18 protein-coding genes are annotated in these 20,369 nt (G+C 73.8%); 5 read left to right on the forward strand and 13 right to left on the reverse strand.

Annotated features, from left to right (window positions below):
• Positions 1 to 12: 12 nt before the first annotated feature.
• From ACI79H_RS03665 to ACI79H_RS03715, 11 genes are all read right to left on the reverse strand, one after another.
• Positions 13 to 1,044: an ABC transporter ATP-binding protein gene (locus tag ACI79H_RS03665; RefSeq protein ID WP_456553005.1), complete on the reverse strand. Its 1,032-nt coding sequence runs from the start codon at positions 1,042 to 1,044 to the stop codon at positions 13 to 15.
• Positions 1,041 to 2,051 (reverse strand): ABC transporter ATP-binding protein, encoded by a 1,011-nt coding sequence (locus ACI79H_RS03670; RefSeq protein WP_456553006.1) that lies wholly within the window; start codon positions 2,049 to 2,051, stop codon positions 1,041 to 1,043. Before ACI79H_RS03670 ends, ACI79H_RS03665 begins: the two co-directional genes overlap by 4 nt.
• On the reverse strand, positions 2,048 to 2,965 hold the full coding sequence (locus tag ACI79H_RS03675) for an ABC transporter permease (protein ID WP_456553007.1): 918 nt from the start codon (positions 2,963 to 2,965) through the stop codon (positions 2,048 to 2,050). The genes ACI79H_RS03670 and ACI79H_RS03675 overlap by 4 nt, the downstream gene beginning before the upstream one ends.
• The gene (locus ACI79H_RS03680) at positions 2,962 to 3,903 is read right to left on the reverse strand and encodes an ABC transporter permease (protein ID WP_456553111.1); all 942 of its coding nucleotides are present in this window, start codon (positions 3,901 to 3,903) and stop codon (positions 2,962 to 2,964) included. Before ACI79H_RS03680 ends, ACI79H_RS03675 begins: the two co-directional genes overlap by 4 nt.
• Positions 3,900 to 5,429: an ABC transporter substrate-binding protein gene (locus tag ACI79H_RS03685; RefSeq protein ID WP_456553008.1), complete on the reverse strand. Its 1,530-nt coding sequence runs from the start codon at positions 5,427 to 5,429 to the stop codon at positions 3,900 to 3,902. Before ACI79H_RS03685 ends, ACI79H_RS03680 begins: the two co-directional genes overlap by 4 nt.
• A gap of 127 nt (positions 5,430 to 5,556) precedes the next feature.
• Positions 5,557 to 5,712 carry a hypothetical protein gene (locus tag ACI79H_RS03690; RefSeq protein ID WP_456553009.1) on the reverse strand — a complete coding sequence of 52 codons (156 nt, stop codon included), beginning with the start codon at positions 5,710 to 5,712 and terminating at the stop codon, positions 5,557 to 5,559.
• A gap of 15 nt (positions 5,713 to 5,727) precedes the next feature.
• Positions 5,728 to 6,525: a class E sortase gene (locus ACI79H_RS03695; protein WP_456553010.1), complete on the reverse strand. Its 798-nt coding sequence runs from the start codon at positions 6,523 to 6,525 to the stop codon at positions 5,728 to 5,730.
• Between the two features lie 312 nt (positions 6,526 to 6,837).
• Positions 6,838 to 8,052: an acyl-CoA dehydrogenase family protein gene (locus ACI79H_RS03700; protein WP_456553011.1), complete on the reverse strand. Its 1,215-nt coding sequence runs from the start codon at positions 8,050 to 8,052 to the stop codon at positions 6,838 to 6,840.
• A 45-nt stretch (positions 8,053 to 8,097) separates the two neighbouring features.
• Positions 8,098 to 8,952 (reverse strand): MaoC family dehydratase, encoded by an 855-nt coding sequence (locus ACI79H_RS03705; RefSeq protein ID WP_456553012.1) that lies wholly within the window; start codon positions 8,950 to 8,952, stop codon positions 8,098 to 8,100.
• Between the two features lies 1 nt (position 8,953).
• Positions 8,954 to 10,306: a 3-oxoacyl-ACP reductase gene (locus ACI79H_RS03710; protein WP_456553013.1), complete on the reverse strand. Its 1,353-nt coding sequence runs from the start codon at positions 10,304 to 10,306 to the stop codon at positions 8,954 to 8,956.
• A gap of 81 nt (positions 10,307 to 10,387) precedes the next feature.
• Positions 10,388 to 11,683 carry an acetyl-CoA C-acetyltransferase gene (locus ACI79H_RS03715; protein ID WP_456553014.1) on the reverse strand — a complete coding sequence of 432 codons (1,296 nt, stop codon included), beginning with the start codon at positions 11,681 to 11,683 and terminating at the stop codon, positions 10,388 to 10,390.
• Between the two features lie 74 nt (positions 11,684 to 11,757).
• On the opposite strand from ACI79H_RS03715, the gene ACI79H_RS03720 reads away from it, so the two are divergent.
• Positions 11,758 to 12,456, forward strand: a complete 699-nt coding sequence (locus tag ACI79H_RS03720) for a TetR family transcriptional regulator (RefSeq protein ID WP_456553015.1) — start codon at positions 11,758 to 11,760, stop codon at positions 12,454 to 12,456.
• The gene (locus ACI79H_RS03725; protein WP_456553016.1) at positions 12,453 to 14,501 is read left to right on the forward strand and encodes an acyl-CoA dehydrogenase family protein; all 2,049 of its coding nucleotides are present in this window, start codon (positions 12,453 to 12,455) and stop codon (positions 14,499 to 14,501) included. Before ACI79H_RS03720 ends, ACI79H_RS03725 begins: the two co-directional genes overlap by 4 nt.
• 35 nt (positions 14,502 to 14,536) lie before the next feature.
• Here ACI79H_RS03725 and ACI79H_RS03730 read toward each other — a convergent pair whose 3' ends face one another.
• The gene (locus ACI79H_RS03730) at positions 14,537 to 17,251 is read right to left on the reverse strand and encodes a GAF domain-containing protein (protein WP_456553017.1); all 2,715 of its coding nucleotides are present in this window, start codon (positions 17,249 to 17,251) and stop codon (positions 14,537 to 14,539) included.
• A 119-nt stretch (positions 17,252 to 17,370) separates the two neighbouring features.
• On the opposite strand from ACI79H_RS03730, the gene ACI79H_RS03735 reads away from it, so the two are divergent.
• The gene (locus tag ACI79H_RS03735; RefSeq protein WP_456553018.1) at positions 17,371 to 18,522 is read left to right on the forward strand and encodes an EAL domain-containing protein; all 1,152 of its coding nucleotides are present in this window, start codon (positions 17,371 to 17,373) and stop codon (positions 18,520 to 18,522) included.
• Between the two features lie 75 nt (positions 18,523 to 18,597).
• The gene (locus tag ACI79H_RS03740; protein WP_456553019.1) at positions 18,598 to 18,774 is read left to right on the forward strand and encodes a DUF1059 domain-containing protein; all 177 of its coding nucleotides are present in this window, start codon (positions 18,598 to 18,600) and stop codon (positions 18,772 to 18,774) included.
• 37 nt (positions 18,775 to 18,811) lie between these two features.
• On the opposite strand, the gene ACI79H_RS03745 is transcribed toward ACI79H_RS03740, so the two are convergent.
• The gene (locus tag ACI79H_RS03745) at positions 18,812 to 19,735 is read right to left on the reverse strand and encodes an aldo/keto reductase (RefSeq protein ID WP_456553020.1); all 924 of its coding nucleotides are present in this window, start codon (positions 19,733 to 19,735) and stop codon (positions 18,812 to 18,814) included.
• A gap of 271 nt (positions 19,736 to 20,006) precedes the next feature.
• Here ACI79H_RS03745 and ACI79H_RS03750 point away from each other — a divergent pair, with 271 nt between their 5' ends.
• Positions 20,007 to 20,294, forward strand: a complete 288-nt coding sequence (locus tag ACI79H_RS03750; protein ID WP_456553021.1) for an HU family DNA-binding protein — start codon at positions 20,007 to 20,009, stop codon at positions 20,292 to 20,294.
• Positions 20,295 to 20,369 lie beyond the last annotated feature (75 nt).

Here is a 20,369-nt window from a genome sequence, read left to right on the forward strand (position 1 = left end):
GGAGAAGCAGGGTCAGGGGGTGGTCGTGACGCCCTCGGGCGCGGTCGCGGGGGTGCCGACGACGCCGTGCAGGTGGCAGGCCGCCTGCTGACCGGGCGCGCCGACCGGCTGCAGCGCGGGGTTGACGTCGTCGCACGGCTCGAACACCGCCGGGCAGCGGGTGCGGAACCGGCAGCCGCTGGGGACGGCGGCCGGCGAGGGGACGTCGCCGGTGAGCACGATCCGCCGGCGTTCCCGCTCGAGTGCCGGGTGCGGCAGCGGGACCGCCGACAGCAGCGCCTGCGTGTAGGGCATCTGCGGGTCGGTGCCCACCGCGGACGCCGGCCCGATCTCCACGACGCGGCCGAGGTACATGACCGCGATCCGGTCGGAGATGTGCCGCACCGCGGAGAGGTCGTGCGAGATGAACAGCAGCGTCAGCCCGAGCTGGCGCTGCAGCCTGCGCAGCAGGTTGAGCACCTGCGCCTGCACGCTCACGTCCAGCGAGGCGATCGCCTCGTCGCAGACCAGGAAGTCCGGCTCGCCGGCCAGCGCGCGGGCGATGCCGACGCGCTGCCGCTGGCCGCCGGAGAACTCGTGCGGGTACCGGCCGGCGACGCCCGGGTCGAGCCCGACCAGCTCGAGCAGCTCGGCGACGCGCGCGGCCTTGTCCCGGCCGTTGCGCAGCCCGTGCACCTCCAGCGGCTCGCTGACCGTCTGGGCGACCGTGCGCCGGGGGTCCAGGGAGGCGAACGGGTCCTGGAAGACCATGCCGGCCCGGCGGCGCAGCTCCTTGAGCCGGCGCCCGTCCAGACCGGTGATGTCGGTGCCGTCGAAGGTGACCGACCCGCCCGTCGAGGGCACCAGCCGCAGCAGCGCGTTGCCCAACGTCGACTTTCCGCAGCCGGATTCCCCCACCAGGCCCAGCGTCTCGCCGCGCAGGATGTCCAGGTCCACGCCGTCCACGGCGCGCAGCACGCCGGCCGGCCTGCGCCGGAACCCGCCGCCACCGATCGGGAAGTGCACCTCCAGCCCACGGGCCGAGACCAGCACGTCGCCGCTCACCGGGCCGCTCCTTCCCCGCACCAGGTCGCGGCGCGGTGCGGCAGCACGACGTCGGCCCGGCCGATGACCGCCAGCGGCGGCTGCTCGGTCTCGCAGCGCGCGTCCCCGCGCACCGGGCAGCGCGGCCAGAACACGCAGCCCGCCGGCAGGTCGGTCGGCGCCGGGGGCACGCCGGGCACCGTCGCCAGGTCCGGGACGACGCCGTCGACGGCCGGCTGGGCCAGGTCGGGCAGCGCCCCGAGCAGCCCGCGGGTGTAGGGGTGCACCGGGTTCTCCAGGACGTCGTCGACCGTGCCGTCCTCCACGCACCGCCCGCCGTACATGACCAGCACGCGGTCGGCGATGCCCGCGACCACGCCCAGGTCGTGGGTGATCCAGACGACCCCCGTCCCCCGCTCGGCCTGCAGCTTCTCGACCAGGTCGATGATCTGCGCCTGCACGGTCACGTCGAGCGCCGTCGTCGCCTCGTCGGCGATGAGCAGGGCCGGGGAGTTCGACAGCGCGATCGCGATGATCACCCGCTGCCGCATGCCGCCGGAGAGCTCGTGCGGGTAGCGGTCCAGCGCGCCGGTGGGGTCGGGCAGGCCGACCTCGCCGAGCAGCTCGGCGGCGCGGCGGCGGGCCGCCGCCTTGTCGACCTCCTGGTGGGCCCGGATGCCCTCGACCAACTGGCGGCCGATGGTGAGCACCGGGTTCAGCGAGGTCATCGGGTCCTGGAACACCATGCCGGCGCCGGGCCCGCGCACCTGGCGCAGCCGCTCGGGCTCCATGGTGAGCAGGTCCTCGCCCTGCAGCAGCGCCCGTCCGGTCACCGTCGCCACGCCTCGGGGCAGCAGGCCCAGCAGCGCGAGCACCGAGACGCTCTTGCCGCTGCCGGACTCCCCGACGACCGCGACCGTCTCGCCGGCGCCCACGCGGTAGGAGAGCCCGTTGACGACGTCGGCCGGCCCGCGCGGGGTGCGCAACCGCACCCGCAGGTCCTCGACCTCCAGCACCGGCTCCGTCACCGGCCACCCCCGGCCATCAGCGTCCGCTGCCGCGGGTCGAGCACGTCGCGCAGCCCGTCGCCGAGCAGGTTGAAGCAGAGCACGGTCAGGAAGATCGCCATCCCGGGGAAGAACGCCAGCCACCAGGCGATGTCGATGAAGCCGCGGCCCTCGGCGAGCATCAGCCCCCACGACGGGTTCGGCGGCTGGGTGCCCAGGCCGAGGAAGGACAGCGCCGCCTCCGCCAGCACGGCGAAGGCCAGGCTGATCGAGGTCTGCACGATGATCGGCGGCGCGGCGTTGGGCAGCACGTGCTTCGTGAGCAGGCGGAAGTCCGACGCCCCCACCGAGCGGGAGGCCCGCACGTAGACCTCCTCGCGGACGCCGAGCACGCTGGCGCGGGTGACCCGGGCGAAGACCGGGATGTAGACGATGCCGATGGCCAGCGCCGTGTTGCCCCACCCGGTCCCGCGCACCGCCAGGACGGCGATGGCCAGCAGCACCGCCGGGAAGGCGAAGAGCATGTCCATCACCCGCATGAGGACGTCGTCGACCCACCGCCCGTAGAACCCGGCGAGCAGGCCGACCAGCGTGCCGATCACCAGCGCGATGCCGACGGCGAGGAAGCCGACCCGCAGCGAGACCCCGGCGCCCAGGATGACCCGGCTGAGGATGTCGCGGCCGAGGTCGTCGGTGCCGAACGGGTGCGACCAGCTGGGTGACTCGAGCCGCGCCTCGACGTCGACCTCGTTGGGGCCCTGCGGCGCGAGCGTCTCGTCGAAGACCGCGACGAGCACCAGGCCCAGCAGCAGGAGCGTCGACACCGCCGCGGTGGGGTTGCGCGCCAGCAGGCCGAGCGTCTCCCGCCAGCGCGGTCTGGCCGGGCGGAGGGTCGCGGGCGCGCTCGATGCAGCAGGACCCGGCTGAGCTGTCATCGCCTGATCCTCGGGTCGATGGCGGTGTAGAGCAGGTCGACCAGCAGGTTCACCACGAGGAAGACGACGGCGAACAGCAGGATCGCCCCCTGCAGCACGGGGTAGTCGCGGGCCTGCACCGACTGCAGGGCCAGCTGCCCGAGCCCCGGCCAGGAGAAGACGATCTCCACGACGACGACGCCGGAGAGCAGGTAGGCGAGCTGGACGCCGGTGACCGTCACCAGGGGCAGCAGCGCGTTGCGCAGCACGTGCCACCGGAACACCTGCCCGGACGGCAGCCCCTTCGCCTGCGCCGTCCGGACGTGGTCGGCGCCCAGCGCCTCGAGGACGCTGGACCGCACGAAGCGGGTGATCACCGAGCCGGACACCAGCCCGGTGACCACCGCCGGGAGGACCAGCCGCTGCAGCCAGCCGGCCGGGTCCTCCGTGAGCGGCACGTACCCGCCCGACGGCAGCCAGCCCAGCGTCCCGGCGAAGACCAGGATCAGCACGATCGACATCCAGAACTCCGGCACCGAGATGCCGAACTGGCTGACCACGGTGGCGAACCGGTCGACGAGCGACCGGGGCCGCAGCGCCGAGATCGTGCCCAGGGGGACGGCGATCGCCAGCGCCACCAGGATCGAGGCGAAGGCGAGCGTGAGCGTGGCGGGCAGCCGCTCGCCGATCAGCGAGGCGACGGTGTCCCCGCTGCGGAAGCTGACCCCCAGGTCGCCGGTGAGGACCCCGCCGAGCCAGGCGAAGTACTGCTGGACCAGCGGCAGGTCCAACCCGGCCCGCTCGCGCAGCGCGTCGTAGGTGTCCTGGTCGAACCGGGTGCCCAGCGCCAGCCGCACCGGGTCGCCCGGCACCAGGTGCACGAGCGCGAAGACGATGACGCTGACCCCCGCCAGCACCACCACCGACTGCCCGGTGCGGCGGAGGAGGTACCCGGTCAGGGCAGCTCCACGTTCTCGAAGTTGATCGCCTTGTCCGCCCGGATCTGGTAGCCGGTCAGCCCCGGCGCCCAGGCCTGCACGACGTCGGGGTTGTAGAGGTACAGGTAGGAGACGTCGTCGACGATGATCTGCGCGGCCTGGTCGTAGATCGCCTTGCGCTCCTCCTCGTCGGTCGCCGTCGCACCCTGCTGCAGCAGCTGGTCGACCTGCGGGTTGCTGTAGCCCTGGTAGTTGTTCGGCCCGTCGGTCTGGTGCTGCTCCTGGTAGAACGCCGCCGGGTCGAGGTTGCCCAGCCAGCCCAGGTAGAAGGCGTCGTACTCACCGGCGCCCTGGCGGTCCAGCCAGGTGGCGAAGTCCAGCGTCTCGATCTCGACGGTGATGCCGACCTCCTCGAGCTGGCTGGCGATCACCTGCGCCGCCGTCACCGTCTCCGGGTACTCGTCGGTGACCATCAGCCCCATCGTCAGCGGCGTCGTCACGCCGGCCTGCGCGAGCAGCTGCCGGGCCTGCTCGGGGTCGCGCTCGAACGGCGCGTAGTCGTAGTAGAAGAAGCTGTCCTCGGGGATGGCCGTCTGGTTGGCCTGCGCGGCGCCGAACCAGGCCGCCTCGGCGACCGCCTCGCGGTCGATCGCGAAGGAGATGGCGCGCCGGACGTCGCGGTTGTCGAACGGCGGGCGGCCGTAGTTCATGGACATGTACCAGTAGTCGACGCTGGCCGTCGTCTGCAGCTCCACGGAGTCGTCCCCGCCGAGGGACTCGATCTGCTGCGGCGGCACGTTGTCGGTCCACTGCACCTCGCCGTTCTGCAGCGCGGTGAGCGCCGCGGCCGGCTCGGTGATGTAGCGGAACTCGACGCCGTCGATGCTCGGGGCCCCGCCCCAGTAGTCCTCGTAGGCGGTGAGCACCGTGCTGCTGGCGTCGGAGCTCTCCAGCTGGAAGGGGCCGGTGCCGTTGGCCTCGGTGGTGAGGTCGAGGTCCTCGTCGGCGTTCTCCGGGAGGATCGCCATCCCCTTGAACGAGCCGATCCGCTCCAGCAGGTTCGGCGTCGGCTGGGTCAGCCGGATGACGACGGTCTGCGCGCCGTCGGCCTCGACGGACTCGACGTTCTGGAAGCGGAAGGAGTTGCTCAGCTCCTCGTCGATGATCCGGTTGTAGGAGTAGACGACGTCGGCGGAGTCGAACTCGCTGCCGTCGTGGAAGGTGACGTCGTCGCGGAGCGTGAAGCGCCACTCCAGGTCGTCCTCGCTGGTCTCCCACTCCGTCGCCAGGCTCGGCTGCATCGTGAGGTCCTCGGGATCGGGGACGACGAGGGTGTCGTAGACGTTCTCCAGCACCTGGAAGCTCGCGTACGCCGTGGTGACGTGCGGGTCGAGCTGGTCGGGCTGGGCGCTGACGGCGGCGACCAGCGTGTTGTCACCGCCGCCGCCTCCACCCCCGCCCCCGGTGTCCACGGAGTCGCCGCCCCCGCAGGCGCTCAGGGCGAGGGTGCCGGCGGCGGCGAGAGCGAGGGGTCGGGTGGCGCGCACGGGGGCCTCCGGTGCATCGAGGGTCGTCGTCCACCTCGACCAAACACCCGTCCGCGCAGGTCGGCTACCTGGAGCAGCGCCTCGGCGCGATCGTCACGCTTTCGCAACCTGCCCCTGGTGCCCGGCGTCAGTCGACGGTGACGTCGTTGAACGGCAGCCGGGGCTCCACCCACGGGAAGACGACGAAGAGCAGCAGCGCGGCCACCGCCGCGACGAGGACCAGCGAGAGCAGCGTCTTGCTCGCGGTGCCGCCGGGAAGGTGGCGCCAGATCCAGCCGTACATGTCCGGTCTCCCGTGTCAGCGGTCGTGCAGGGCAGCGGGGCCGTCCGGGTACTGCGCCTTGCTCAGCGCCCCGCCGTCGAGCCGGGCGTGGACGATCAACCGCTGCCGTGCGGAGTAGCGAGGATGACAGGTCGTGAGCGTCAGGTAGGACCCGGTGGGCGCGGCACCGGCGGCGGCGTTCGGCGTCGGCGACACCACCTCGACGGCGGTGGGGCTCACGACGTGCATGCCGGGGATGCCGCTGGGGTCGGCGTCGTCGAGCACCCAGTAGACGAACCAGCTGTCGGCGGTCTCGACGACGATCGGGTCACCGGGCTGCATCGCGTCGAGCTCGAGGAACGGCGAGCCCTTGCCGACGCGGTGACCGGCGAGCGCGACGTTGCCCTCCTCGCCGGGCATGGCCGAGCCGACGTAGTGCCCGGGGCCCTGCGAGAGCTGCTCCTCCTCGGTGCCCTCGAGGATGACGCGCGTGTAGTCCTCGCCCAGCCGCGGGATCCGCAGCACTCCGAAGGCGTCGCCGACGTCGACCTGCGTGATCGTGCCGGGCGTCGTCGGCGGCTCGGCGGCCCACTCCTCGCGGAGCTCCTCGCCGAGCTCGTCCTGGCGCTGGGCGGTGAGCAGGTCGGTCACCCACACCTCGTAGCCGACGAACAGCAGCAGCACCAGGCCGGCGGTGACCAGCAGCTCTCCCACCCCGAGCGCTGCGGCGCGGAGCGGTCCGCGGCGGCGCGGCGCCTCGGCCCAGGACAGGTCGTGGTCCGGGGCCAGGTCGTCGCCCCAGAAGTCGATGCGGTCGTCCGCGGGGGGAGGCACCGGAGGACGGCCGGGCAGCGGCACGCCGCCGGGGACGGGCACCCGGTCCCATCGCTCGGTCCGGTCCGTTCGCGGATCGCCGTCCGGGTCCGCCATGTGCCGTGTCCCCCGGTCCGCCGTCCTGCCGTCACCCCTCCGGCCGGCGCTGCGGATGCTAGGTCAACGGAACAGCTGCGCCCGGTTCCGCCGCCCCACCGCGCCCCAGCAGTCCCCCGCTGTCCCGACCGCGCCTCCCGTCACCGACCTCGCGGTGCGGCAGCGGCCCTCGCGGTCGACGGCGAGGGCCGCTGCGACGCGGCGGGTCGGGCACGGTCAGCGCACGTGCACGCCCGAGATGGTGCGCGCGATGACCAGCCGCTGGATCTCCGAGGTGCCCTCGAAGATCGTGTAGATCTTGGCGTCGCGCGCCATGCGCTCGACCGGGTAGTCGCGGGTGTACCCGTTGCCGCCGAGGATCTGCATGGCCTGCTCGGTGACCCGGACGGCGGTCTCACCGGCGACGAGCTTGGACATCGAGCCCTCGGCCGCGGTGAACTGCTGACCGTTGCGCGCCATCCACGCGGCCCGCCACACCAGGAGGCGGGCGGCGTCGATGGAGGTCTTCATGTCGGCGAGCATGAACGCGATCGACTGGTTCTCGATGATCGCGCGGCCGAACTGCTCGCGCTGCTTGGCGTACTCGAGCGCGTAGTCGTAGGCGGCGCGGGCGACGCCGATCGCCTGGGCGCCCACCGCGGGACGGGTGCGCTCGAAGGTCGCCATCGAGGGCTGGGTGCGGCCGGTCTTCGCTCCCTCGCGCGCCCGGGCGAGGCGCTCGTCCAGCTTCTCCTTGCCGCCGAGCAGGTTCGCGCCCGGGATGCGGCAGTCCTCCAGGACGACCTCGGCGGTGTGCGAGGCGCGGATGCCGTGCTTCATGAACTTCTGCCCCTGGGCGATGCCCTTCGTCCCCTTCGGGATGACGAAGCTCGCGTGCCCGCGCGCCTTGAGCTCGGGGTCCACGACGGCGTTGACCACGTGGATGTCGGCGATGCCGCCGTTGGTGGCCCACGTCTTGGTGCCGTTGAGCACCCACTCGTCGGTCTTCTCGTCGTAGACCGCGCGGGTGCGCATCGCACCGACGTCGGACCCGGCGTCGGGCTCCGAGGAGCAGAACGCGGCCAGCTTGGGCTCGGACTCCGTGCCGAACATCTGCGGCACCCACTGCCCGACCTGCTCGGGCGTCCCGTTCGCGCTCACCGACGCGGCGGCGAGGCTGGTGCCCACGATGGCCAGGCCGATGCCGGCGTCACCCCAGAAGAGCTCCTCCATCGCGATCGGGATGCCGAGGCCGGACTCCTCGAAGGACTGCGTCGCGAAGAAGTCGATCGAGTACAGCCCGATCTTCGCCGCCTCCTGGATGACGTCCCAGGGGGTGGTCTCGCGCTCGTCGTACTCGTGGGCGGCCGGGCGGATGACGTCCTCCGCGAACTGGTGCACCCACTTCTGCAGCTCGATCTGGTCTTCGGTGAGCTCGAACGAGACGGCCATGCGGGATGTGCTCCTTCAGGGGGCGGACGGCGACGAGAGGGTAGATCAGCGGGCTCGGACGGTCCCGACGACGTGCTCGGTGCCGCTGCCCGCGTTGCGGACGGCGACCTCCCAGCCCCCGGCCACCTCGGCGGTGGAGAGCGTGACCGTCGAGGGCAGGAACAGCGGCTTGCGGAAGGCGACGTCGACGTCGAAGGCCTCGGGCAGCCGGCCGGCCAGCGCGCCCAGCACCCGGGCCTTGACCCACATGCCGTGCGCGATGGCCCGCTTGAAGCCCAGCGCCTTGGCGGTCAGGCCGGACAGGTGGATCGGGTTCACGTCGCCGGAGACCTTGGCGTATCGCCGCCCCGCGTCGTCGGGCACCCGCCAGGTGGCGGCGGGGCGCTCCAGCGCGCCGACGGTCACCTCGACGTCGGCCGCCGGAGCGCCGTCGGGCGCCGTCGCGCCCCGGGACAGGTAGGTCGAGCGCGAGCGCCAGACCTCCTCCCCCGCGACGGTCGCGGCCGCGCACAGGTCGACCGTCGCCCCGCTGCGGTGGGCGGCGAACCGCTCCGCCCAGACCTCGAGGTCCAGCGGCTCCTCGGCGCGGACGGCGCGCAGCACCTCGATGCGGTTGCGCACGTGCACCAGCCCGACCGTGGCCAGCGGGAAGGCGCGGTCGGTCATCAGCGCCATCTGCAGCGGGAACGTGAGCATGTGCGGGTAGGTCGCCGGCAGGACGTCGTCGAACGGCATCCGGCAGACCCGGGCGTAGGCGGCCAGGTGGTCGCGGTCGACGGTGACGCCGCGCCGGGCCAGGTGGGTGTCCGGCAGGTCACCGCCGCGCCCGCGCCCGGTGAGCGCGGCCCTGGCGTACAGCGCGGCCAGGTTCGGCGGGCCGTCGAGGACGGTGGTGGCCACGTCAGGCACCCAGCAGCGACTGGCCGCAGACCCGGACGGTCTGACCGTTGACGCCGGCGCTGGCCGGCTGCGAGAGCCAGGCGATCGTCTCGGCGACGTCGACCGGCAGCCCGCCCTGCTGCAGCGAGTTCAGCCGGGCCCCGACCTCGCGGGTGCCGAAGGGCATCTTCGCCGTCATCTCGGTGACGATGAAGCCCGGCGCGACCGCGTTGATCGTCGCGCCGCGCTCGGCGAAGGCCGGCGCCCACGCGCGCACCATGCCGATGACACCGGCCTTGGACGCCGCGTAGTTGGTCTGCCCGCGGTTGCCGGCGATGCCCGACTGCGAGGAGACGCAGACGACCCGCGCCCCGGCGTTCAGGACGTCGCCGTCCAGCAGCGCCTGGGTGAGGTCCAGCTGGGCCTGCAGGTTGACCGCCATGACCGAGTTCCAGCGGGCGGCGTCCATGTTGACCAGCAGCTTGTCGCGGGTGATCCCGGCGTTGTGGACGACGACGTCGACCCCGCCGTGCCGCTCGCGGAGGTGCTCGACCAGCCGCTGCGCGGCATCGGGGGCGGTGATGTCGAGCTGCAGCGCGGTCCCGCCGATGCGGTTGGCCACCGCGGCCAGGCTGTCGCCGGCCGCGGGGATGTCGACGGCGACCACGTGCGCGCCGTCGCGGGCCATCACGTCGGCGATCGAGGCACCGATGCCCCGGGCCGCGCCGGTGACGACGGCGACCTTGCCGGCCAGCGGCTTCGCGTCGTCCTGACCGTCCGGGACGTCGGCCACCGACAGGGTGACGCCCTGCCCGTCGACGTAGGCGGAGCGGCCGGAGAGGAAGAAGGTGAGCGGGCCGGCGACGCCGGACTCGGCGCCCTCCGGCACGTAGATCGCGTTGGCCGTCGAGCCGTCGCGCAGCTCCTTGCCGATCGAGCGGGTCAGCCCGTCGACGGCCTGCCTCGCGGCGGCCTGCGCCGGGGAGTCGGCGGCCGCCGGCGGGTCGGTGAGGATGACCACCCGCCCGTTGGCGCGCAGCCGCTTGATCGCCGGGGCGAGGAAGTCGTGCGCGGCGGCCAGATCGGCGGGGCCGATCACGCCGGTGGCGTCGAGGACGACCGCGCCGAGCTTCTCGCCGGTCGCGTCGCCGTCGGCGACCACCGGGGAGAGCACCGTGACCCCGGCGTCCTGGAGGACGGCGGTGACGGTGTCGCGCAGCCGACCCTGCCCGGCCGAGCCGACGACCGCCGGCCCCTCCAGCAGCGGGCCGCCGGGCTCGTAGCGGCGGAGCACGCCGGGCCGGGGCAGGCCGAGCTGCTTGGTGACCGTCGTGCCGAAGCCGGAGTTCGCGAAGTTGGTGTACCAGTCAGCCACTGGAGCTGTTCCTTCCGGAGAACGCCCCTGCTCTTCCGCGGTGATGCAGACCGCTTCACCGCGGAGAAGCAGGGGGAGGGGTCAGGACTCGAGGATGGCGACGACGCCCTGGCCGCCGGCCGCGCAGATCGAGATCAGGCCGCGCTTGCCCGGGCCGGCCTCGTGCAGCATCTTCGCGAGCGACGCCACGATGCGGCCGCCGGTCGCGGCGAACGGGTGGCCGGCCGCCAGCGACGAGCCGTTGACGTTCAACTTGGACCGGTCGATGGAGCCCAGCGGCGCGTCCAGGCCCAGCTTCTCCTTGCAGAACGCCGGGTCCTCCCAGGCCTTCAACGTGGCGAGCACCGTGGAGGCGAACGCCTCGTGGATCTCGTAGAAGTCGAAGTCCTGCAGCGTGAGGCCGTTGCGGGCGAGCATCACCGGCATCGCGTAGGCCGGCGCCATGAGCAGGCCCTCACCGCCGTGCACGTAGTCGACGGCGGCGGTCTGGGCGTCCACCAGGTGCGCCAGCACCGGGAGGCCCTTCGCGGCGGCCCACTCGTCGGAGGCGAGCAGGACGGCCGAGGCGCCGTCGGTCAGCGGCGTCGAGTTGCCGGCGGTCATGGTGGCGCCCTCGCCCTTGCCGAAGACCGGCTTCAGCTTCGCCAGCTTCTCGGCGGTGGAGTCGGGGCGCAGGTTGTTGTCCCGGGTCAGGCCGAGGAACGGCGTCACCAGGTCGTCGAAGAAGCCGCGCTCGTAGGCGGCGGCCATGTTCTGGTGCGAACGGGCGGCGAGCTCGTCCTGCTCCTCGCGGCCGATCCCCCACTCCCTGGCGGTGATCGCCTGGTGGTCACCCATCGCCAGGCCGGTGCGCGGCTCGGCGTTGCGCGGCATGTCCGGCACGAGCTGGCCGGGACGGATCCGGGCCAGCGCCTTGAGCCGGTCGCCCACGGTCTTCGCGTTGTTCAGCGAGATGAGCACGCGGCGCAGGTCGTCGCCCACCGCCAGCGGGGCGTCGGAGGTGGTGTCGACGCCGCCGGCGATGCCCGACTCGATCTGCCCGAGGGCGATCTTGTTGGCGACGAGGACCGCGGCCTCCAGGCCGGTGCCGCAGGCCTGCTGGACGTCGTAGGCCGGCGTGGTGGCGGCCAGCGTCGAGCCGAGGACCGACTCGCGGGTCAGGTTGAAGTCGCGGGCGTGCTTGAGGACGGCGCCGGCGACGACCTCGCCCACCTGCTCGCCCTGCAACCCGAACCGGGCGACGAGCCCGTCGAGGGTGGCGGTGAGCATGTCCTGGTTGGACGCCTGGGCGTAGGCGCTGTTCGACCGGGCGAACGGGATGCGGTTCCCGCCGACGATCGCGGCCTTGCGGGGCGCGGGTGCCGTGGTGTCAGCCATGGGGACCTCCGAGGTCGGGTGAGTGGCCGGTACCAAGAGTACGCGGTACCGTCGATCACATGAAAGCTGAGGCGGTGAGACGCTCCTCGCAGGACGGCGGCGGGACGGCCGCCGACCGCCGCGCCCCGGGCACTGTCACCCGCGTGCGCGACCGCCGCGACTCGAGGTGGGACGAGCACCGCCGCGCTCGCCGCGAACAACTCGTCCGGGCGACGCTCGCCGCCGTCGGCCGGCACGGCGCCGGGGTCGGCATGGACGAGATCGCCGCCGAGGCCGGCACGAGCAAGACCGTCGTCTACCGCCACTTCGCCGACCGGTCGCAGCTGCACCTCGCGGTGTGCACCGAGGTCGCCGGGCGGCTGCTCGCCCAGCTACGGGCGGCGATCGGCGGCAGCGGGCACCCCCGCGCCATGACCGCGGCGGCGATCGGGACGTACCTGGCGTTCCTCGAGGCCGAGCCCGAGGTCTACCGGTTCGTCGTCTCGCAGCACGCGCCCGGCGGCGCCGACCCCATCGACACCCTCGCCGACCTCGTCGGCGAGGAGGCCGCAGCGCTCATGGCGCTCGCGCTCGAGCAGGCCGGCCGCGATCCCGGTGCCGCAGGCGCCTGGGGGCACGGCCTGGTCGGCCTGGTCCGCTCGGCTGCCGACTGGTGGCTGCGCGCCGGGCGACCGATGCTGCGCACCGAGCTCGCCGCACACCTGACCGATCTCGCCTGGGCCGGCCTGTCCGGCGTCGTGGCACCCGCACCAGACAGCTTGGAGGAGCAGTGACGAAGGCTCAGCAGACCCCGGTGGACCCCGCGGTGCTCCGGGAGGTCCTGGACGGCCGCTGGTCGCACATCCGCCGCGACGCCCGCGAGAACCTGGGCGACGAGGACTTCCTCCCCGTCTACGGCGAGTCGATGGCCGAGGCCCGCGAGCGGGTCACCCGGGCGGCCCGGACGCTCGCCGCGTCCGGCCGGGTCGGCTACGGCTTCCCCAAGGAGTTCGGCGGCGAGGCCGACTCGGGCGCGTCGGTCACCTCGATCGAGATGCTGGCCTTCGCCGACCTCTCCCTCATGGTCAAGGCCGGCGTCCAGTGGGGTCTGTTCGGCGGTGCGCTGGAGCTGCTCGGCACCCGCCGGCACCACGAGGCCTACCTCCGCTACGTCATGAGCTTCGACCTGCCCGGCTGCTTCGCGATGACCGAGACCGGCCACGGCTCCGACGTCCAGCAGCTGCGCACCACCTGCACCTACGACCCGGCGACGCAGACCTTCGACCTGCACACCCCGCACCAGGCGGCCCGCAAGGACTACATCGGCAACGCGGCCCAGGACGGCCGGATGGCGGTCGTCTTCGCCCAGCTGGTCAGCCAGGGCACCAACCACGGGGTGCACGCCTGGCTGGTGCCGATCCGGGACGCCGAGGGCCACCCGCTGCCCGGCGTGACGATCGAGGACGACGGCCCGAAGGCCGGCCTGCTCGGCGTCGACAACGGCCGGCTCACCTTCGACCACGTGAGCGTGCCGCGCGACATGCTGCTGGACCGCTACGGCCAGGTCGCCGAGGACGGCACCTACACCAGCTCCATCGAGAACGAGACCCGCCGCTTCTTCACCATGCTCGGCACGCTCGTGCGCGGCCGGGTAAGCGTGGGCGGCTCCGCGGGCTCGGCGACCAAGCTGGCCCTCGACATCGCCGTCCGCTACGGCGACGTGCGCCGCCAGTTCGCCGCCCCCGGCGAGGAGCGCGAGATCGTCATCAACGACTACCTCGTGCACCAGCGCAAGCTGCTGCCCGCGCTGGCCAGGACCTACGCGCTGCACTTCGCGCAGGGCGAGCTGGTCTCGACGATGCACGACGTCCAGACGGCGGTGCACGTGCACGGTCAGGAGATCGACGAGCAGGCGCAGCGGGAGCTGGAGTCGCGGGCCGCGGGGCTCAAGGTCGCGCAGACCGCGCACGGCACGGCCACCATCCAGATGTGCCGCGAGGCGTGCGGGGGTGCGGGCTACCTGCAGGAGAACCGGCTGCCGCACCTCAAGGCCGACACCGACGTCTTCACCACCTTCGAGGGCGACAACACCGTCCTGCTGCAGCTGGTCGCCAAGGGCCTGCTCACCGGCTACCGCGACAACTTCGGCTCGCTCGACGGCTGGGGCCGGGTCGGCTTCGTCGCCGACATGGTCCGCGAGACCGTGCTGGAGCGGACGGCGGCCCGCGCGCTGATCGCCCGCCTCGTGGACGCCGTCCCGGGCGTGGACGACGTGCCGATGCTCGAGCGCGGCTGGCAGCTCAAGATGTTCGAGTTCCGCGAGAAGCACTCGCTCGAGGGCGCGATCCGCCGGCTGCGGAAGAACTCGACCACCGAGGGCATGGCGCCGTTCGACATGTTCAACGACGTCCAGGACCACGTGCTCAAGGCCGCCCAGACGCACATCGACCGGATCGTGCTCGAGTCCTTCGTCGCCGGCGTCGACCGCACCGAGGAGCCCGCCGCCCGGCAACTGCTCGACACGCTGTGCGACCTCTACGCGCTCTCGACCATCGAGGCGGACAAGGCCTGGTTCCTCGAGCACGGCCAGCTCACCCCGGCGCGGGCCAAGCTGCTCACCGCCACGGTGAACGAGCTGCTCAAGGAGCTGCGGCCGCACATGATCACGCTGGTCGACGGCTTCGCCATCCCGGCCGCGTGGAAGGCCGCGGCCATCCTGGAGGAGGAGCCCGACCGCCAGGAGGCCATGGCCGCCCACGACGCGGAGCTGCGCGCGGAGACCGGCGAGGAGCCCCCGACGGGCACCGCCACCGCCGTCGACGTCCCCCCGGGCCAGTAGGCCTCGACGGTCGAGTCGAGAGGGGACGGCGCCGGTCAGCAGAGGCGGAACGCGAGGACGGCGACGTCGTCCTCGGCGCCGGGGAGGAACATCCGCGCCAGGACCCGGTCGCAGAGCTCCTCAAGCGGGAGGCCGGCGCACTGGCCGAGCACCCGCAGCAGCTCGTCGGTGCCCTCGTCGATGTCGCGGTCGCGCCGCTCCACCAGCCCGTCGGTGTGCAGCAGCACCGTCGCGCCGCGGTCCAGCCGCGCGGTCCGGTCCTCCCGGCCGGTCGCGGGGTCCACGCCGAGCAGCAGGTCGGCGGTGTCGCCGTCGAGCAGCCGCACCCCGCCGTCGACGTCGAGCACGACCGGCGGCGGGTGCCCGGCATTGGACCACCGGAGCACGGCAGCGCCGTCGCCCTCCGGCTCGAGCTGCGCGACCAGCGCCGTCGCCATGGTGCGCAGCCCGAGCCCGGCCACCGCGGCGTCCAGCTCGGTGAGCACCCGCGCCGGTGAGCCCCCGCTGGAGTAGCTGATGCCGCGCAGCAGGCCGCGGACCTGCCCCATGGCGGCGGCGGCCCGGGTGTCGTGCCCGACGACGTCGCCGATCGCCAGCACGGTGGTGCCGGAGGCCTGCTGGAAGGCGTCGTACCAGTCGCCGCCGATCTCCGCGCCCTCCGCCGCCGGCACGTACCGGACGACGATCTCGCACTCCTCGATGCGCGGCGGCTCGGTGAGCATGCTGCGCTGCAGGGCGTCGGCCAGCGCGCGCTGCTGGCCGTACAGGCGGGCGTGGTGCAGCGCCATCCCGGCGCGGCGGCCGACCTCGACGGCGGTCTCCACGTCGGCCGGTGAGTGCGGGCCCCGCTCCGCGCCGTTGAGCAGGCAGAGGACACCGACGGTCTGCCCCCGGATGGTGAGCGGCACGGCCGCGACCGACCTCGGGGCCAGAGCCAGCAGCGCCTCGCGCGCCTCCGGGTGCGAGAGCGACTGCGCCATGCGCTCGGGGGTCAGACCGGGGATGACCAGCGGCTGCCCGGTGCGGAAGACCACCTTCGGCGCGCTGTCCGGCGTGACCGCCTGCAGCATCAGACGCACGTAGGCCGCGACCTGCTCGTCACGGCCGGGGTCGCGGTGCGCGCTGGCCGACTCCTGCAGCCGGCCGTGCTCGTCGGTGGTGACGATCCAGCACCAGTCCCCCAGGCCCGGCACGACCAGGGAGGCCAGCCGCTGGAGCTGCTCACCGATGTCCAGCGTGCTGGAGAGCACCTGCCCGGCCTCGGCCAGCAGCTCGAGCCGCTGGTTGGCCCCGGTCATCGCGGTGACGGCGCTGTCGCGGGCGGCGTCGGCCTGCAGCCGCGAGATGCTCACCGCGATCTGCGCCGCCAGCCCCTCGAGCAACCGGAGCTCGTCGGCGTCGAAGGCGTGGTCGCTGGTCCAGTAGGCCACGAAGCTGCCCAGGAGCCGGCCCTCGACCACCAGCGGCAGCGACGCCAGCGCACGCAGCCCGAGGGCCTCGGTCACCGCGGCCATCGCCGCGAAGCGCTCCACCCCCTCCTCGGCGCTGCCGAGCAGGACCCGCTCGCCGGTGCGGGCGGTGTACTGGGTCGGCAGCTCGTCGTCGAGCTCGATCAGGACCCCGTCGGTCGGCAGCAGCTCGGCCCCGTAGGCGTCCACGAGCCGCTGGCCGAGGTACAGCCGGGCGGTCGCGCCGTCGGGCTCCCGGACGGCGACACCACCGGAGACCGCGCCGAGCACCTCCGCCCCACGCAGGGTGATCTCGGCGAGCTGCCCGATGTGGGCGGCGTTGGCCACCTCCGCCGCCACGGCCGCGATCGCGGCCGTCCGCTGCACCGCCACGAGCTGCGACGCGGCCTGGTCCCGCGCCTCGGTCACGTCCAGGACGGTGCCGAGGATCCGTTCCGGCTCGCCGTCGACGTCGGAGAGGACCCGTCCCCGGCACACGATCCAGCGGACCCCGCCGCCGCGCCGGAGCACGCGCAGCTCGATCGTGTACTGGGCGCGGGCCGCGATGGCCTCGCCCATGCCCCGCTCGGCGGACTCCCGGTCGTCGGGGTGCACGTACTCGGACATGAGCAGGTCCATGGGCAGCCGCAGCGCGCCCTCGTGCCCGAAGATGGCGGCGCTGCGCTCGTCCCAGTCCATCTCACCGCGCCGCAGGTCGACCTCCCAGATGCCGACCGAGCTGGCCTCCAGGGCGACGTCCAGGCGCCGCGTGGACGACGCGACGGCGGCCTTGGCGGCCGCGAGCTCCAGCTCGGCCACCACGGAGCTCGCCAGCTGCCGCAGCAGCTCGGCGTCGTCACCGGTCCACGGCCGCGGGTCCGGGTCGTACAGCGCGAGGACCCCGACCACGAGCCCGGCCGCGGTCGTCAGCGGTGAGCCGAGGTAGGCGCCGACCTCGCCGGAGGTGACCGCGGGCAGGTCCGTGACGCGGTCGTCGGTGCGCGCATCCGGGACGGCGAGCGGACTGCCGCTGGCCACGACCATCGCCGACAACGGGCCCGTGAGCAGCGCCGGCCCGCCCACCACGCCCGGCGGGAGCCCGTGCCCGCCGACCACGAGGTCCGCATCGGTGAACAGCGTGACCTTCGCGTGGCCGGCCCCGACCAGCCGGGCGGCCAGGCCGGACAGCCGGTCGTAGGCGGCCGGCCCCGAGACCTCCGACAGCAGCCGGCGGGCGGCGGCGATGCGCACGGGATCGGTCAGGGCGTCCTCGACCGCGGCGGTCACCTGGGAGCCGGGCACGTCGGGCCCCCCTCCAGCTGTGACGGCGGCACCGGGACGGTCACCGCACGGAGCATGCTCGCACGCCGCACGCCCGGATACGGGACGACGCCGTCCGTGGCACCGGCTCCCTCCCACGGGTGACCCGCCCGGCCGGCCTCAAGGACGGCGCCGCGCCGACCGATGGACAGAGCATGCTCGGCACCCGCACGGCCGGCCTGCCGGACTGCCGTCCCCTGCTGGCCGACCCCGACGACCTCACCCTGGTCTTCCAGCCGATCGTCGGCCTGGAGACCGGCGGTGTCGCCGGCTACGAGGCGCTGGCCCGCTTCCCCGGCGCCGCCGGGCCCGACGTGTGGTTCGCCGCCGCGGCCGAGGCCGGGGTCGCCGCCGAGCTCGAGGCGCTGGCCATCCACAAGGCGCTCGCCGCCGTCCCCCACCTGCCCCCGGACACCTTCCTCACCGTCAACGTCAGCCCGCACCTGCTCGGCACGACGCCGGTCCAGGACGCGCTGCGCAGCCGCGCGGACCTGCACCGCGTCGTCGTCGAGCTGACCGAGCACACCCCCGTCGACGACCTCGGCGCGCTCCGCGCGCAGACCGACGCGCTGCGGGCGCGCGGCGCCCTCATCGCCCTCGACGACGCCGGCAGCGGCTACTCGGGCCTGCAGCAGATGGCCGCCCTCCGCCCGCAGATGGTCAAGCTCGACCGCGCGCTGGTCGCCGACGCCGACGCCGACCCCGTGCGGATGGCGCTGGCCGAGATGGTCGGCGAGTTCGCGGGCCGCATCGACGCCTGGCTGCTGGCCGAGGGCGTCGAGACCGCCGCAGAACTGGCCGCGTTCGCGCAGCTCGGCGTCCCGCTCGCCCAGGGGTGGCTGCTCGGCCGCCCGGCACCCGTCTTCGCCCCGCTGGCCGCCGAGGTGACCACGCTGGTACGCGCCCAGGTCGCCCGGGCGCGGCTCACCGAGAGCGTCGCCAGCCTGCTGCGCCCCATCCGGCAGTGCGCCTCCGGCGAGCCGGTCACCGGCCTGCCGCCGGCCCTGCTGCTCGGCCCGCACGGCGAGCCGGCCGGTCTGCTGCTCGGCGACCCGCGGACGTCGGAGATCTACACGGCACCGGTGTCCCTGCGCGTGCACCCCTCGACCGGCATCGACGAGACGCTCCAGCGCGCGCTCACCCGGCCGCCGGCGCACCGGTGGGAGCCGGTGGTCTGCACCGATCCCTCCGGCCACGTGCTCGGGATCCTGCGCGTCGAGGACCTCGTCACGGCGGCCCGCTCCGGCCGCTGACCACAGACCCCGGTCCAGCAGGGTGGCCGGCAACCGATCACGGCACCGACCGACCCACCGACAAGGAGTCCACCCATGAAGCGCTTCGCCTGCGGGGACATCATCCCCGGCTGCGACGCCACGTTCACCGCCGCCGACGACGCGGGCATCCTGGCGCAGACCAGGCGCCACGCCGTCGAGGGCCACGGCATGGCCGAGCCCGGGACCGACTCGGACGCCCTCGTCCTCCCGGCGATCCGCGTGCTGGTCTGAGGCGGGCAGGCCCCCTGCAGGAGCAGGGGGCCTGCGCTCAGCCGGCGCTGGCCTCGTCCAGCGCCTCGCGCTGCTCGTCGGTGACCACCAGGTCACGCATGGGCAGCAGGTCGGCGAGCTGCTCGACAGACCGCCCCGACGCGATCGGCGCGACGACGGTCGGCTGGTCGGCCAGCCAGCGCAGGGCCACCGCCGGCACGGGCACCCCGTGCTCGCGGGCCACCGCGCCCAGCGCGGTGAGCACGCGGTCGCCGCGCTCCCCGACGTAGGCCGCCGCACCCCTGGCCCGCGGCGAGTCGATCTGCTCGCCGGCGCGGTACTTGCCGGTGAGGAAGCCCTTGGCCAGCCCGAAGTAGGGCAGCGTGCCGATCCCCTGCTCGACGACGGCGTCGCGCAGCTCGCCCTCGAACCTCCCGCGCTCCACCAGGTTGTAGTGCGTCTGCAGCGCCGCGTACCCGCGCACGCCCAGCCGGTCGGCCGTCGCGCGCGCCTCGGTGAGCCGGGCCGCCGAGTAGTTCGAGGCCGCGACGTGCCGCACCTTGCCGGCCTGCACCAGCTCGTCGAATGCGGTCAGCGTCTCCTCCAGCGGCGTCGTCGCGTCGTCGTAGTGCGCGTAGTAGAGGTCGATCCGGTCGGTCTGCAGCAGCCGCAGCGAGCGCTCCGCCGCCGCCCGGATCTCGCCCGCCGCGAGCGGGTGCTCCTTCGTCCCGGGCGAGGCCTTGGTGGCCACCACCACCCGGTCGCGGACGCCGCGGGCCGCCATCCAGTTGCCGAGGATCTGCTCGGACGCGCCGTTGCCGTACATCTCCGCGGTGTCGACGAAGGCGGGTTGCGGCTCGGCCGCGTCGAGGAACCGGTCCAGGACGGCGGAGGACGTCGGCTCGTCGGCCGTCCAGCCGAAGACGTTGCCGCCCAGGCAGAGGTCGCTGACGGTCAGGTCGGTCCCGGGGAGCTGCGGCATGCCCCCACGCTAGGCGTGGCGGGGGTCACCGGCGCGCCACGGGGAGTGGTGCGGATGTGACCTGCGAGCCGTCCGCGGGGGGCGAAAAGGCCGTGAAGTGGCGGATTGTCAGGCCGACGTGGCACCGTGCCCGGGGTCCGGCCGCTCGCGTGGCCGGGTCCGGCCCCCGCCTCCCGCGCGGAGACGGACACCCCGACGGCGCACACCGCGTCCGGGGCGCCGGCCGGGTGTCGAATCCAGGCACCTGCCACCCCAACGGAAAGGAAGCTCGATGAACAAGGCCGAACTGGTCTCCGCCATCGCCAAGCGCGCCGACGTGCCGGCCTCGACGGTGGACGCCGTCATCGCCGGACTGCAGGACGAGCTCGTCGACGCCATCACCCGCGGCGACAAGGTCGCCGTCTCCGGCCTGCTGACCGTCGAGCGCACGCAGCGCTCCGCTCGCACGGGCCGCAACCCGCAGACCGGCGAGTCGATCGAGATCGCGGCCGCGAACACCGTCAAGGTGACCGCCGGCTCGAACCTCAAGAAGGCTGCGAGCGCCGTCCCGGTCTCCTGACCTGAGCGCTCCGCCGCCCGCCGTCGGGCGTCGCGCCGCACCCGTGTGGCCCGGACCACAGCGTCATGGGTCAGG

The organism is Blastococcus sp. SYSU D01042, assembly GCF_054050515.1.